The following is a 12885-nucleotide window of genomic DNA, read 5'->3' as shown; positions in this document are numbered from 1 at the left end:
GAGTGTAGTCTGAATGAAGAAGAATAAAGTCTCTTCAATGGGGCGTCAGGGCGGTGCCTCGGCCCTTACCATGCTGGTGATGGTGCTGTTTTTTGGCAGCCTGCTGACACTGGTGATCAAGCTGGGGCCGGCCTATCTGGATGACATTACCATTCAGGAAGCCCTTGAGGGTCTGGAAGGCACGGAAGGTCTTTCGACCATGGGGCCTCCCCAGGTAAGGAGCCTGATCAACAAAAGGTTGAGCGTGAACAACGTCCGCGGTTTTGATGCCAAACAGATCAGTGTTGAGAAAAACGGTGAATTTGTAGTGATCAAAGTGGACTATGAGGTGCGTAATAACCTGTTCCGTAACGTGGATACCGTCATCCACTTCCAACACGAATACGAGATGAAGGGCCAGTGAGTTCACAACCGGATCTGGAACAACTACAGCGTCGTATCGGCTATCAGTTCAAGACGCCGGAGCGCTTGCTGCTGGCACTGACGCACCGCAGTTATGGCAACCAGAATAACGAACGGCTGGAGTTCCTGGGGGATTCCATCGTGAATATGGTTATTGCCGAACACCTCTACCTGCAGTTCGAGAAAGCGCGGGAGGGCCAGTTAAGTCGCTTGCGCGCCCGTATGGTCAAAGGCGTGACCCTTGCCGAGATCGGGCGTGAGTTTGAATTGGGAAAATACCTCAGGCTGGGGTCCGGTGAACTGAAAAGCGGTGGATTCCGCCGCGAATCGATCCTTGCGGATGCCGTGGAGTCCATCATCGGCGCCATCTACCTCGACAGTGATTTCGATACCTGTCGGCAGCAGGTTCTGCGCTGGTTTGAGCAGCGCCTGAAGAATCTGGACCTCCAGGACACCCAGAAAGATCCGAAAACCCGTCTTCAGGAATATCTGCAATCGCGCCAGTTTCCCCTGCCGCGGTACGATGTAATCTCGGTGGACGGGGAAGCCCATGCACAGACTTTCCATGTTTCCTGCGCTTTGCCGTCACTGGGTCGTAATACGTCCGGTGTTGGCAGCAGTCGTCGTATTGCCGAGCAGCAGGCCGCCCGTAATGCCCTGAAGGAACTGGGCGTGGAGAACGACTAATGAACGATATTACCCGTCCGGACGACCCGGAAAGCCGATGTGGCTTTGTTGCCATCGTTGGCAGGCCAAACGTGGGCAAGTCCACGCTGCTGAATCATATACTCGGCCAGAAGCTGAGCATAACCTCCCGCAAGCCTCAGACCACCCGCCATCAGGTGCTGGGTATCAAGACCATGGGGCCGGTGCAGGCGATCTATGTTGATACCCCGGGTATGCACGAGGATGAGCCCAGGGCCCTGAACCGCTACATGAACAAGGCCGCGACTTCGGCGCTGATTGATGTGGATGTCGTTGTGTTTGTGGTTGACCAGATGGCGTGGACCACGGCCGATGAACTGGTTCTGGAAAAGCTATCCAGCCTCAAGTGCCCGGTGATTCTCGCGGTGAACAAGGTCGACAGGATAGAGAAGCGGGAAGCCCTGTTACCGCATCTGGATATGCTGTCAAAAAAGCGGGAGTTTACCGAGATCATTCCGCTGTCAGCCCTAAAGGAGATGAACCTGGAGCCGCTGGAAGAGGCGGTTGGCCGCTATCTTCCTCAGAGCGTGCACTTCTACCCGGATGACCAGGTCACCGATCGCAGTGAGCGATTCATGGCAGCCGAAATGGTGCGGGAGAAAATCACCCGGCAACTGGGTGCGGAACTGCCTTATTCCGTCGCTGTTGAGATAGAGGAATTTCGTCGTGATGGCAAAACCCTGCATATTTCCGCGCTTATTCTGGTGGAAAGGGAGGGCCAGAAGAAGATCATCATAGGCGATAAGGGTGAGCGAATGCGCCGCATCGGCCAGGAAGCCCGCGCTGATATGGAACGTTTGTTCGACAGCAAGGTGATGCTTCGCCTGTGGGTCAAGGTCAAGCGGGGTTGGGCTGATAGCGACCGGGCCCTGAAGAGCCTGGGCATGAACGATTTCTGAGAACCGTATGGCCGGGTCAGTTCAGCAGGAGCCGGCGTATGTCCTCCATCGCCGTCCCTGGCGGGAAACCAGTCTTCAGGTTGACGTATTCACGCTGAATGCGGGCCGCGTGTCCTTGATCGCCCGTGGCGCCAATAGCGCCAAAAGTCCCCTGAAGGCGCAGTTGCAACCGTTCCAGCCGCTGATGCTGGACTGGACCGGCCGCAGTAATCTGAAAACCCTGACCCAGGCAGAGGTGCGCAGTGGTCCCTCGCTTAACCGTACGACTGCGTTGTACAGCGGGTTGTATATTAATGAGTTGCTGCAGAGGATCCTGCCAGTGGCGGATCCCCACCCCTCCCTGTTTGCCGCCTACATTGATGTTATCGCCGAACTGGCGCTCACGGACGACGTTGAACCGGTGCTGCGCCGGTTTGAGCGCTCATTTGCCGAGGCGCTGGGTTACAGCTTCGCCTGGGACATGGCGACAGATACCGGAATCGGGGTCGAGGCGGGGCAGAGCTATTGCTATGATCCGGAGCAGGGCATTTTGCAGCGCCCGGACCAGAATGTACGGTTAAGGCGTCTGTCGGGAGATACCTTGCTTGCCCTGGCGGAGGGAGACCTGCAGTCACCGGAATGCCGTCGTACCGCCAAACGGGTCATGCGCGTGTTGGTGGACTACCTGTTACAGGGCAGGCCACTGCACAGCAGGAGCCTTTTCAGTCATGCACGGAGAGAACCGAATGAATCCTAGAGTGTTACTTGGTGTGAATATTGATCACGTGGCCACCCTCCGTCAGGCGCGGGGTACCCGCTATCCCGATCCGGTCCAGGCGGCACTGCTGGCGGAAGAGGCCGGTGCTGACGGGATCACCATTCATCCGCGGGAAGATCGCCGTCACATTCAGGATCGTGACGTGCTGATGCTCAAAGAGACCCTGCAGACCAAGATGAACCTTGAGATGGCGGTGACCGATGCCATGCTGGCATTTGCGGAACAGGTGAGGCCGGAATGCGTCTGCCTGGTGCCAGAGAAACGGGAGGAGCTCACCACCGAGGGTGGGCTGGACGTTGACGGTCAGGAGGCCCGGGTGGCCAAAGCCTGCGAGCGTCTGGCTAAGATCGGAGCCGAAGTGTCCCTGTTTATTGATCCTGATCCGGCGCAGATTGATGCTGCGGTTCGTTGCGGCGCCCCTGTAGTGGAGCTACACACGGGTGAATACGCCGAGGCTAAGGAGCCTCAGGCCGTGGAGTCAGCCTTCAGGATACTGGCGGACGCTGTGGCTTACGCCCGTAAAAAGGGATTGATCGTGAACGCAGGCCATGGATTGCACTATCAAAATACCGAGCGGGTGGCGGCCATTCCCGGCATCAACGAGCTTAATATCGGTCACGCCATTATTGCCCGGGCGGTCTTCACTGGCCTGAAGGACGCGGTGCGTGACATGAAGACCATTCTTGAGAGTGCTCGGAGCCGCTAGGTCAGGACAGGGTGTTGGTGTTCTCGGCGTCCGTTGTCCCGCTCTCGGATTGCTGGCGGAACAGGGATTGCCAGTCCGTCTGGTCGCTCCATATCTCAAGCCTCTCAATGGCCGCCAGTAACTGATCTTTCTGGTAGGCCATGTCCGAGGAAGAACACTTGAGTGCTGTCTCGAACTGATTGGCGGCAGCACGCAGTTCCGGAACGCCGCAGTAGCGAGTAGCGCCATGCAGTTTATGGACACACTCAAGAAGCGGTTCAAGATCGCCCTCTCTCCAGAAATTGCGGACCTTGTCCGCATCCGCTGACAGCTGCTCCAGAAGCATGCTGAACAACTCCTCCGCAAGATCCGCCTTGCCGGCGGCCAACTGAATGCTCTCCTCAACGCTGACGGATTCCTGTTGCAGGTTGCGAGTCGATGGCCTCAGGGTCTTGCGGGTGTCCCTGACTTCCGGAATCCGGGTCTGTTCGGGCTGCGGTGAGGCATAAGAGGAATAACCGGTATATTCGCGAATGGTTTCGACCAGCTGGTGGCTGCTGATGGGTTTGGCGAGATAGCCATCGAATCCCTGGCGTGCCAGGCGGTCCTGCTCATCGGCCAGGGCATGGGCGGTGAGGGCGATCACCGGGGTGCGATGGGTCTTGCTGTCCATGGCGCGCAACCGGGCCGTGGTCTCGACGCCGTCCATGCCGGGCATTTGCAGGTCCATAAAGACCAGGTCAAACGGGTTTTTGCGGGCCTTGCTGATGGCTTCAAAGCCACTGGAAGCGCCTTCCGCGTTGACCTGGCAGTCTTTCAGCAAGGTCATGACCAGCTTCAGGTTGGCGTCGTTATCGTCCACCGCGAGGATCCTTGGCATGGCTCCGGACGGTTGCCACAGCGGTGGCGCGGAGTGCTCCAGCAGGGTTTTCTGTCCGGTGCTGATGCCGTGAACCAGTAACAGTAGCTCGTCATACAGGGCGTCACGACACACAGGTTTTGTCAGGTGCCCGCTGGCGAGACCGGAGAGGGGCGTGTCGTGGGTGTCCAGAGTCGGTGTCAGCAGGAGTGTCCGGCAGTCACGCTCCAGTTCCAGGGTCCGTACCAGGCCGCAGTACTGGCTGGAATTCAGCAAATGCCGGGTAATCCCAACGATGGCGAGAGCATAGCCGGACTGGTTGCGTTGGGCCTCTTCCACCTGTTCCTGCATGGCGCCGGGGGAGGCGACCACATCGACCAACATGCCCCATTCTCTGAGCATGTGCTCCACCGCGAGGCCAGTGGTCCTCTGTTGCTCCAGGTAAATGGCACGTTCCCCCCGCAGGGCGTCCCGGGGAGCGATGGCCTCGCCGGAGCAAGACAGCTCCGAGGTGAGGGTGAACCAGAATGTCGATCCCTTGCCCAGGTCGCTTTGCAGGCCAATTTTGCCGCCCATTTCCTCAACCAGCCGTTTGGAGATCGCCAGCCCGAGGCCGGTACCGCCATACTGGCGCGCGGTTGAGGCATCCGCCTGATTGAAGGCATTGAACAGGGATTGCTGCTGGGCCCGGGAAAGGCCCACACCGGAGTCTGTGATGCTGATGCGCAGGGTCACCCTGTTACTTTCCTGGTCCTCCTCTTCGAGGCTGGCCCGGAGCACGACCTCGCCGGTCTGGGTGAACTTGATGGCGTTGTTGACCAGGTTGGTAATCACCTGTTTGACCCGCAATGGATCGCCCATGATGTTGTCTGGCACATCGTTGTAGACCAGCGGCACCAAGTCGAGGTTCTTGCCGTGGGCGGCCGGGGCCAGCATGACCATGACATCCTCGACGATGTCCCTCAGCTGGAACGGAACCCTGTCCAGGATCAGTTTGCCGGCTTCGATTTTCGAGAAATCCAGGATGTCATTGATGATGGTCAGCAGGATCTCCGAGGATTTTCGGATGGTGCTGAGATGGTCCCGTTGCTGGCGGGGCAGAGGACTCTTCATCAATAGCTCGGTGAAGCCAATGATGCCGTTCAGGGGCGTGCGTATCTCGTGGGACATGTTGGCGAGAAACTCGGATTTGATCCGACTGGCCTCCAGGGCTTCCTTACGGGCGAAATCCAGCTCGATGTTCTGGATCTCGATGGTCTCCAGGGTTTCCCGAAGATCCTCGGTGGCCTGGTCAATGTTCTGCTGCATTTCCGCCTGGGCCTTGCTGAGCTCCTCCGCCATGGCATTGAGGCCGGATTCCAGTTGCTCGAACTCAGGGCCAGCAGCGGTGTGCACGCGGGTATCCAGCTTGCCTTCCTTGAGTTTGGCAACGGCCTCGTTCAGTTCGAAAACCGGATCGGTAAAGGCGCGACTGAGGCGCATGGCGATGATGAGACTGAGAATGACGCCCCCCAGTACCAGCATCAGCGAGATCAGCAGCGCCTTGTAGGTTTCCTTTTCTGTGCGGATGTGGGACATCTCCACGGCCGCCCAGCCCAGGGGCTCCCGCACCCCATTCACTGGCTGCCCGGCATCCGGGTCCAGCATGCTTTCGATCATCAGGTCCTGAAGGAAAACCGGGGTGACGAACAGGGTGCTGTTCTCGCGGAAGATGCGCCAGGGGCGATCCGCCGTGAGGTCCTCGGCGGAGATGGCGTCGGTGCTTCCCGGGCCGGTATGCAGCAGGCGCTGACGTTCGGCGTTGAAAAACGTGATGGAACGTACGTCCTGCTCTTCCAGAAGGGCGTTGGAAAGGCTGTTCAGCAGACTTCTGTTGGCGGTGAAAAGGCCATACTCGGAGCCTGCCGCCAGTTGCCGCGACAACGACTGGCCACGATCCTGGAGCAGGTTTTCAATGTTATTGACCCAGCTATAGGTGAAGAATAGCCCCAGGACCAGGGTGGTCAGAAGAGTGGGGACCAGCGTCACCACCAGTACTTTTTTGCGAATGCCCCAACGCCGCATATCGTGTTCCCGATGTTGTCGTTACCAGCCGGTTATCTGGCCTTACTTCCCTGTCAGAATAGATGATCCGGAACATCGGTGCTGTGCTGACAGCCCGGTAGTGTTCCGGATATAGCCGCCGGTCATGGATATAGCGAGAAGCTGTATTGGGAGACGGCGACCATAACGCGTATCATGCGAACCCGGAAGTGTACCACAGGCTATTGTCAGCTTGGTTATCTGGCATGCCGGGAGGAGGCAGATTTGAGGAAAGGTTCCGTTATGAATTTCCCCACCATAGAAAATTATGTCGGGCACACACCGCTGGTCCGTTTGCAGCGCCTGCCGGGTGATACCAGTAATGTCGTTCTCGCCAAGCTGGAAGGCAACAACCCGGCCGGCTCGGTGAAAGACCGCCCGGCGGTGAGCATGATTCAGGAAGCCGAGCGCAGGGGCGAAATCAGCCCTGGCGACACGCTGATTGAGGCCACCAGTGGTAACACTGGTATTGCTCTGGCCATGGCCGCCGCCATCAAGGGTTACCGCATGGTATTGATCATGCCGGAGAACATGAGCGAGGAGCGTTGGGCGTCCATGAGGGCCTATGGCGCGGAAATCGTCACCGTTTCGAAAGAAGAGGGGATGGAGACCGCCCGTGACCTGGCCCTGCAAATGGAGTCCGATGGCAAGGGTAAGGTCCTCGATCAGTTCAGCAACCCCGATAACCCCCTGGCTCACTATCGCACCACCGGCCCCGAGATCTGGGAGCAGACCGGAGGTCGGGTGACACACTTTGTCAGCTCCATGGGCACCACCGGCACCATTATGGGGGTGTCCCGATACCTGAAAGAACGCAACCCGGACATCCGCATCATCGGTTTGCAGCCCAGGGAAGGCGCATCCATTCCCGGTATCCGGCGCTGGCCGGAAGCCTATCTGCCCAAAATCTACGAGGCCAGTCGGGTTGATCAGGTGCTGGATATTGGCCAGCAGGAAGCGGAAGACACCATGAGAGCCCTCGCCCGCGAGGAAGGGATTTTCTGCGGCGTGTCTTCCGGGGGCTCTATTGCCGCGGCCCTGCAGTTGTCCCGACAGGTTGAAAACGCCGTGATCGTGGCCATTATCTGTGACCGTGGCGACCGTTACCTGTCTACTGGCGTCTTTCCCGGCGCCTGAACCGCAGCAAGAGAATTCAGTATGAGCAGAAGACGCAGGAAGGTACTTCCGAAAGAACCTGTCCGTTGTGTAGTTGAAAACCTGAGTCACGATGGCCGGGGCATTGCCCGTCAGGACGGGAAAACCCAGTTCGTCGATGGCGCCTTGCCCGGCGAGACGGTGATGGCGAAGGTGGTGGGTTCCCGCAGCAAGTTTGACGAATTGAGAACCCTGGAAGTGCTGGAAGATTCTCCCGCGCGGGTGACGCCTCCCTGTGACTATGCAGATTTGTGCGGTGGCTGCAGCCTTCAGCACATGGGGGCCGATGCCCAGATTCAGTTCAAGGAAGATACTCTCAGGGAGCACTTCGCCCATTTCGGGGGCATTGAGCCCGAAGAATGGGTACCGCCGATGCGGTCGCCGGACTCCCTTGGCTACCGCCGCAAGGCCCGTCTCGGTGTTCGCCATGTCCAGGCCAGGGATTCGGTGCTGGTGGGGTTCCGGGAAAAGCGCAACAGTTTTCTGACGGATATTGACCGCTGCGCGGTTCTGGATCCGCGAATTGGCGAGCGTATTACTCCGCTGCGGGAGATGCTCTACAAGCTGGACGCCTTCAGCCGCATTCCCCAGGTCGAAGTGGCCTGTGGCGATGATGTCGCGGTCATGGTGTTCCGTAACATGGACGCCCTCAGTGACCCGGACCGGGCCGCCCTGATTGCCTTTGGTCAGGCCCACGATTTGCATATTTACCTGCAGCCGAAAGGGCCTGATACCGTGCATCGCATCTGGCCCGAAGAGGGCGAAGAGCGCCTGAGTTATCGTCTCGACGAATTTGACCTGACGATGAAGTTCCATCCGATGGATTTCACCCAGGTCAACGCGGGCATCAATGGCACCATGGTTCACCGGGCTGTGGAGTGGCTGGATGTTCAGCCGGAAGAGCGGGTTCTGGATCTGTTCTGTGGCCTTGGCAACTTTACGTTACCGTTGGCGCGCAAGGCCGGGCAGGTTGTCGGCGTCGAGGGTGATGACGCCATGGTGGTCCGTGGGCGGGAAAATGCGGAACTCAACGGCCTGACCAATGTCACTTTCCACGGTGCCGATTTGCAGGCAGATTTCACATCCCAGCCGTGGGCAGTTGAAGGGTTCGACAAGATCCTGATTGATCCGCCCCGGTCGGGCGCCCAGGAAGTGTGTGAATACCTGACAGCGTTTGGCGCCAGGCGTATTGTGTATGTTTCCTGTAATCCGGCTACGCTGGCCAGGGATGCGGGCGTTATGGTGCGTAATGGTTATCGCCTGGTCAGGGCGGGTGTGATGGATATGTTTCCACACACCACTCATGTGGAATCCATTGCGATGTTTGAGCGTGACGATCAATGACAGATTAACCAGCCGGTCAGGGATGGCCGGGTGAATAAACGGGAAGAACAAAACCGATATGGTAAAAGTACGCGAAGATTACGCAGTCACCGGTGATGGTCAGGTAGATATCGGGCGCTGGGTGCGCCGGATCGAATCCCAGACCCGCCTGGAGAATGTGGACCAGTTTCGCCGTGCCTGCGAAAAAGCGGCAGAGATCGATCTGCAGGCTTTCCGCGAAGATCGCCTGTGGGCCGAAGGCGCCAGCAGTTTCCGTACCGGCATAGAAATGGCGCAGGTGCTGGTGGAGCTGCATCTCGATCAGGCCAGTTTGGTGGCTGCGATACTTTACCGTGCGGTGCGTGAGGAGCGGGTGCCCCTGGAGGAGATCCGCAAGGAGTTTGGCGATGAAGTCGCCGGGCTGATTAATGGCGTTCAGCATATGGCTGCCATCTCCTCGATCCATCACCCGTTGAAGGGCAATGTGCTTGGCCAGAGTGAAGGCCAGCTCGACAATGTCCGCAAGATGCTGGTAACCATGATTGACGACGTTCGTGTCGCGTTGATCAAGCTGGCAGAACGAACCTGTGCGATCCGCGCGGTCAAGAACGCGTCCGAAGAAAAGCGTATGCGGGTGGCCCGGGAGGTGTTCGACATCTATGCGCCCCTGGCCCATCGCCTGGGCATCGGGCACATCAAGTGGGAGCTGGAGGACTTGTCCTTTCGGTATCTCCATGCCACGGCCTACAAGAAAATTGCCAAGCTCCTGGATGAGAAGCGTCTCGACCGGGAGAGTTATATCCGCCGGGTGATCGATACCCTGAAAACCGAACTCAAGAATTTTGGTATCGAAGGGGAGTTGTCGGGACGCGCCAAGCACATTTACAGCATCTGGCGGAAGATGCGCCGTAAGGGCATCGATTTCTCCCAGGTCTACGATGTCAGAGCCGTACGGATACTGGTGCCCGAAGTGCGGGACTGCTACGCGGCGCTGGGTATCGTGCACACTTTGTGGCGCCACATCCCCAACGAGTTTGACGACTACATCGCCAACCCCAAGGAAAATGGCTACCAGTCCCTGCATACCGCCGTGATTGGCCCCGAGGGCAAGGTGATGGAAGTGCAGATCCGCACCCACAAGATGCACGAGGAAGCGGAACTGGGCGTGTGCGCCCATTGGCTCTACAAGGGCACGGACACCGGGAACCGTTCCACTGGCTACGATGCCAAGATCAACTGGTTGCGTCAGGTGCTGGAATGGCAGGAAGAGTTGGGTGACCTGTCCGGGCTCGCCGATCACCTGAAAAGCGACGTGGCTTCCGACCGGGTGTATGTCTTCACGCCCGAAGGGCATGTGGTGGATCTGCCCCAGGGGGCGACCCCGGTGGACTTTGCGTACCGGGTACACACCGAGATCGGTCACGCCTGCCGTGGCGCCCGGGTCAATAGCCGGATTGTGCCCCTGACCTATCCCCTGAAAACCGGTGATCAGGTGTTTATTCTTACCTCGAACAATCCGGCGCCCAGTCGGGACTGGCTGAATCCCAGCCTGGGGTACATCCAGACCTCCCGGGCACGGGCGAAAGTGACCCACTGGTTCAAGGAGCAGGATCGCGATCGGAATGTCGTCGATGGACGAGCCATTCTCGAGGACGAGTTTCGTCGTCTCTCCCTCTATGATGTCGACCTCGGGGATCTGGCCCGAAAGGTCAACTACCACGATGCCGAGGATATGTTCGCTGCACTAGGCGCCGGCGACCTGCGCCCCACCCACGTGGCCAATGTGGCCCAGCAGATGCTGGAGCCCAAGTCGGAGCAGTTGGACCTCAAACTCAGCGGCCAGCGTCGCCGGCCTTATGATACGGAATCGGATATCCGCATCCTGGGGGTCGGCAAACTCAAGACCCAGGTGGCCAAGTGCTGCAAACCGCTGCCGGGGGATGATATCGGTGGCTACATTACGGTTGGTCGCGGAGTGACCGTGCATCGGCAGGATTGCATCACCTTCCTGAACCTGAAGGATCTGGAGCCCAACCGGATCATTGAGGTGAGCTGGGGCGGTCAGCCAGCGGCGGTCTATCCCGTGGATGTTGAAATCCAGGCTTACGATCGTTCGGGGCTGCTGCGGGATATCACCCAGGTGCTGTCGTCCTCCAAAAGTGATGTTTTGTCCCTGAACACGCTCAGCAACAAGGATGAGAACACCGCGACAATGACCGTAACGGTGGAGATTTCCAGTCTTGAGCAACTGGCGAAGCTGCTGGCCCAGATACGCAACCTGCCCAACATCATTGACGTGAGGCGCAAGCGAGGATGAGTTACTCCATTGAGGACCTGAAAACCCTGATGGCGCGGTTACGGGATCCCGAGACCGGTTGCCCCTGGGATATCAAACAGACCTTTAAAAGCATCGTGCCTCACACCCTGGAAGAAGCCTACGAAGTGGCGGATGCCATAGAGCGGGCTGATTACCCCCACCTTGAAGACGAACTGGGGGACCTGCTGTTCCAGGTGATTTTCTACACGCGGATGGGGCGGGAACAGGGGCATTTCGATTTTGACTCGGTGGTGGACAATCTGGTGCGCAAGCTGTTGCGTCGCCATCCGCATGTTTTCCCCGAAGGCACCCTTGAGAGCCGTGTTGACCCCGATAATCGGCCTGGCGAGGCCGAGATTAAGGCGAGCTGGGAGCGAATCAAGGCAGAAGAACGCGCACTCAACCCCAAGCCGGAAACGAGCGACAGCAGTCGACTGGACGGTATCGCCCGGACCCTGCCAGCCATGGCTCGTGCGGAAAAACTGCAGAAGCGGGCCGCCAACCACGGCTTCGACTGGCCGGATATTGAGCCGGTGTTCGACAAGCTCCACGAGGAAATCGATGAACTCAAGGAAGCCTGGCACGCTGCCGAGAACGGTACTGGCGCCCGTGATGCGGTTGAGGATGAGCTGGGGGATCTGCTGTTCGTCTGCGTTAACCTGGCACGGTTCATGAAGGTGAATCCTGAGCAGGCGCTGAATCGAACCAATCACAAGTTCGATGCACGCTTTCGTGCCATAGAGCAGCGCCTGGAGGGCGAAGGCCGTAACCTGGACGATGAAACCCTGGAGGCCCTGGACGCCATCTGGCAACAGGTCAAAGGTGTGGAGAAAGGCTGAAAACCCGGCACCTGCAAGGGGGTTGGCAAAGGGTTGATAAGTACAATCCGTTACCAATTTGTTGTCCCGGCATGCGTTTCCTTCGTCTACACTTCCTGAAACGGATGCACTTTATCAGTGCGCCGTAGGCCGCAGAGAAGATGCAGGAGTGAAGGCACCATGAAAATCAAAGATCTGGTCAATTACTGGGATAAGCATGCACGGGGACGTCTGACCCGCGATGCCTATTTTATGGAGCTGTCTGACCAGCATCACAAGCGACTGGAAAAGCTCGCCGCGCTTTATCCGATGAAGTCATCCCAGGACCTGATGCGTGATCTGATTTCCGCCGCTCTTGATGAGTTGGAAACCAGCTTCCCGTACGTTGAGGGAACGAAGGTGGTGGCATACGATGAGGACGGCTTCGAGATCTACGAGGATCAGGGTATGACACCGCGCTTTGTCAGCCTGAGCCAGAAGCACATCCAGCGTCTGAAAGCCCGTCAGCTGGAGTCCGTTGCCTGACACGGCAGCTTCACTGACCTTTGGCTTCTCCCGTCGGGGTGGTCCCGCCACCCCGAATCCATGCCTTCTGCGCTACTTTTCTTTTCCTTCTAGTTTATCCTTGAGCGGACTCTGCCTGACCAGGTCGTCCAGCGCGGCTCCGATCATGTCATTGAGTATGTCGCTCTCCGACCGGTCCGGATAAAGCTCGGCCAGCGCGGCGATCCGTGCGGCATCCTCCAGCGGCAGCCGCAGGTTGTAGTCGTGGGTCCTCTCGACGTTTTTCTTCTTGCTTTCCCAATGCTTGGGCAGATCAGTAACTTTCATGAATTCTCCTTGCGACTACGGGCTTTAATCGTTATTAGTATCGTTAGTTTAC

General features: G+C 58.2%; 12 protein-coding genes. 10 read left to right on the top strand and 2 right to left on the bottom strand.

The window, feature by feature from the left end:
- Nucleotides 1–13: 13 nt before the first annotated feature.
- The 5 genes from ACJO3M_RS14380 to pdxJ are packed head-to-tail and all read left to right on the top strand — an operon-like array spanning nt 14 to nt 3469.
- Nucleotides 14–403 (top strand): DUF4845 domain-containing protein, encoded by a 390-nt coding sequence (locus tag ACJO3M_RS14380; RefSeq protein ID WP_406986435.1) that lies wholly within the window; start codon nt 14–16, stop codon nt 401–403.
- Nucleotides 400–1089 (top strand): ribonuclease III, encoded by a 690-nt coding sequence (rnc, locus tag ACJO3M_RS14375; protein ID WP_406986437.1) that lies wholly within the window; start codon nt 400–402, stop codon nt 1087–1089. The genes ACJO3M_RS14380 and rnc overlap by 4 nt, the downstream gene beginning before the upstream one ends.
- The gene (era, locus tag ACJO3M_RS14370; protein ID WP_407002083.1) at nt 1089–2006 is read left to right on the top strand and encodes a GTPase Era; all 918 of its coding nucleotides are present in this window, start codon (nt 1089–1091) and stop codon (nt 2004–2006) included. The genes rnc and era overlap by 1 nt, the downstream gene beginning before the upstream one ends.
- Nucleotides 2007–2013: 7 nt before the next feature.
- Nucleotides 2014–2742 carry a DNA repair protein RecO gene (recO, locus tag ACJO3M_RS14365; protein WP_407002082.1) on the top strand — a complete coding sequence of 243 codons (729 nt, stop codon included), beginning with the start codon at nt 2014–2016 and terminating at the stop codon, nt 2740–2742.
- Nucleotides 2732–3469, top strand: coding sequence for a pyridoxine 5'-phosphate synthase (pdxJ, locus tag ACJO3M_RS14360; RefSeq protein WP_407002081.1), 738 nt, complete (start codon nt 2732–2734; stop codon nt 3467–3469). Before recO ends, pdxJ begins: the two co-directional genes overlap by 11 nt.
- Before the next feature lies 1 nt (nt 3470).
- Here pdxJ and ACJO3M_RS14355 read toward each other — a convergent pair whose 3' ends face one another.
- A complete protein-coding gene (locus ACJO3M_RS14355; RefSeq protein ID WP_407002080.1) occupies nt 3471–6371 on the bottom strand; it encodes an ATP-binding protein in 2901 nt (966 codons plus the stop codon).
- Between the two features lie 261 nt (nt 6372–6632).
- On the opposite strand from ACJO3M_RS14355, the gene cysM reads away from it, so the two are divergent.
- The 5 genes from cysM (at nt 6633) to ACJO3M_RS14330 (ending at nt 12527) form a co-directional block, all read left to right on the top strand.
- The gene (cysM, locus tag ACJO3M_RS14350; protein WP_407002079.1) at nt 6633–7526 is read left to right on the top strand and encodes a cysteine synthase CysM; all 894 of its coding nucleotides are present in this window, start codon (nt 6633–6635) and stop codon (nt 7524–7526) included.
- A gap of 21 nt (nt 7527–7547) precedes the next feature.
- Complete coding sequence (gene rlmD, locus ACJO3M_RS14345; RefSeq protein WP_407002078.1) at nt 7548–8888, top strand: 23S rRNA (uracil(1939)-C(5))-methyltransferase RlmD; 1341 nt, start codon at nt 7548–7550, stop codon at nt 8886–8888.
- Between the two features lie 58 nt (nt 8889–8946).
- Nucleotides 8947–11184, top strand: a complete 2238-nt coding sequence (gene relA, locus ACJO3M_RS14340) for a GTP diphosphokinase (RefSeq protein WP_407002077.1) — start codon at nt 8947–8949, stop codon at nt 11182–11184.
- Nucleotides 11181–12023, top strand: coding sequence for a nucleoside triphosphate pyrophosphohydrolase (gene mazG, locus ACJO3M_RS14335; protein WP_407002076.1), 843 nt, complete (start codon nt 11181–11183; stop codon nt 12021–12023). The genes relA and mazG overlap by 4 nt, the downstream gene beginning before the upstream one ends.
- 159 nt (nt 12024–12182) lie before the next feature.
- A complete protein-coding gene (locus tag ACJO3M_RS14330) occupies nt 12183–12527 on the top strand; it encodes a pilin assembly protein (RefSeq protein ID WP_406986462.1) in 345 nt (114 codons plus the stop codon).
- Between the two features lie 72 nt (nt 12528–12599).
- On the opposite strand, the gene ACJO3M_RS14325 is transcribed toward ACJO3M_RS14330, so the two are convergent.
- Complete coding sequence (locus tag ACJO3M_RS14325) at nt 12600–12833, bottom strand: hypothetical protein (protein WP_406986465.1); 234 nt, start codon at nt 12831–12833, stop codon at nt 12600–12602.
- Between the last annotated feature and the right edge of the window lie 52 nt (nt 12834–12885).

Source organism: Marinobacter alkalisoli, from assembly GCF_045449795.1.
In the GTDB taxonomy this organism is placed as follows: Bacteria; Pseudomonadota; Gammaproteobacteria; order Pseudomonadales; family Oleiphilaceae; genus Marinobacter.
Note: the sequence above shows the minus strand (reverse complement) of the source record. Positions and strands in the feature narration are given on the sequence as shown.

Excerpts from the sequence above, each read along its gene's own strand:
- era (WP_407002083.1), top strand. The coding sequence starts at position 1,089 with ATGAACGATATTACCCGTCCGGACGACCCGGAAAGCCGATGTGGCTTT.
- cysM (WP_407002079.1), top strand. The coding sequence starts at position 6,633 with ATGAATTTCCCCACCATAGAAAATTATGTCGGGCACACACCGCTGGTC.
- ACJO3M_RS14380 (WP_406986435.1), top strand. The coding sequence starts at position 14 with ATGAAGAAGAATAAAGTCTCTTCAATGGGGCGTCAGGGCGGTGCCTCG.
- pdxJ (WP_407002081.1), top strand. The coding sequence starts at position 2,732 with ATGAATCCTAGAGTGTTACTTGGTGTGAATATTGATCACGTGGCCACC.
- recO (WP_407002082.1), top strand. The coding sequence starts at position 2,014 with ATGGCCGGGTCAGTTCAGCAGGAGCCGGCGTATGTCCTCCATCGCCGT.
- relA (WP_407002077.1), top strand. The coding sequence starts at position 8,947 with ATGGTAAAAGTACGCGAAGATTACGCAGTCACCGGTGATGGTCAGGTA.
- ACJO3M_RS14330 (WP_406986462.1), top strand. The coding sequence starts at position 12,183 with ATGAAAATCAAAGATCTGGTCAATTACTGGGATAAGCATGCACGGGGA.
- mazG (WP_407002076.1), top strand. The coding sequence starts at position 11,181 with ATGAGTTACTCCATTGAGGACCTGAAAACCCTGATGGCGCGGTTACGG.
- ACJO3M_RS14355 (WP_407002080.1), bottom strand. The coding sequence starts at position 6,371 with ATGCGGCGTTGGGGCATTCGCAAAAAAGTACTGGTGGTGACGCTGGTC.
- ACJO3M_RS14325 (WP_406986465.1), bottom strand. The coding sequence starts at position 12,833 with ATGAAAGTTACTGATCTGCCCAAGCATTGGGAAAGCAAGAAGAAAAAC.
- rlmD (WP_407002078.1), top strand. The coding sequence starts at position 7,548 with ATGAGCAGAAGACGCAGGAAGGTACTTCCGAAAGAACCTGTCCGTTGT.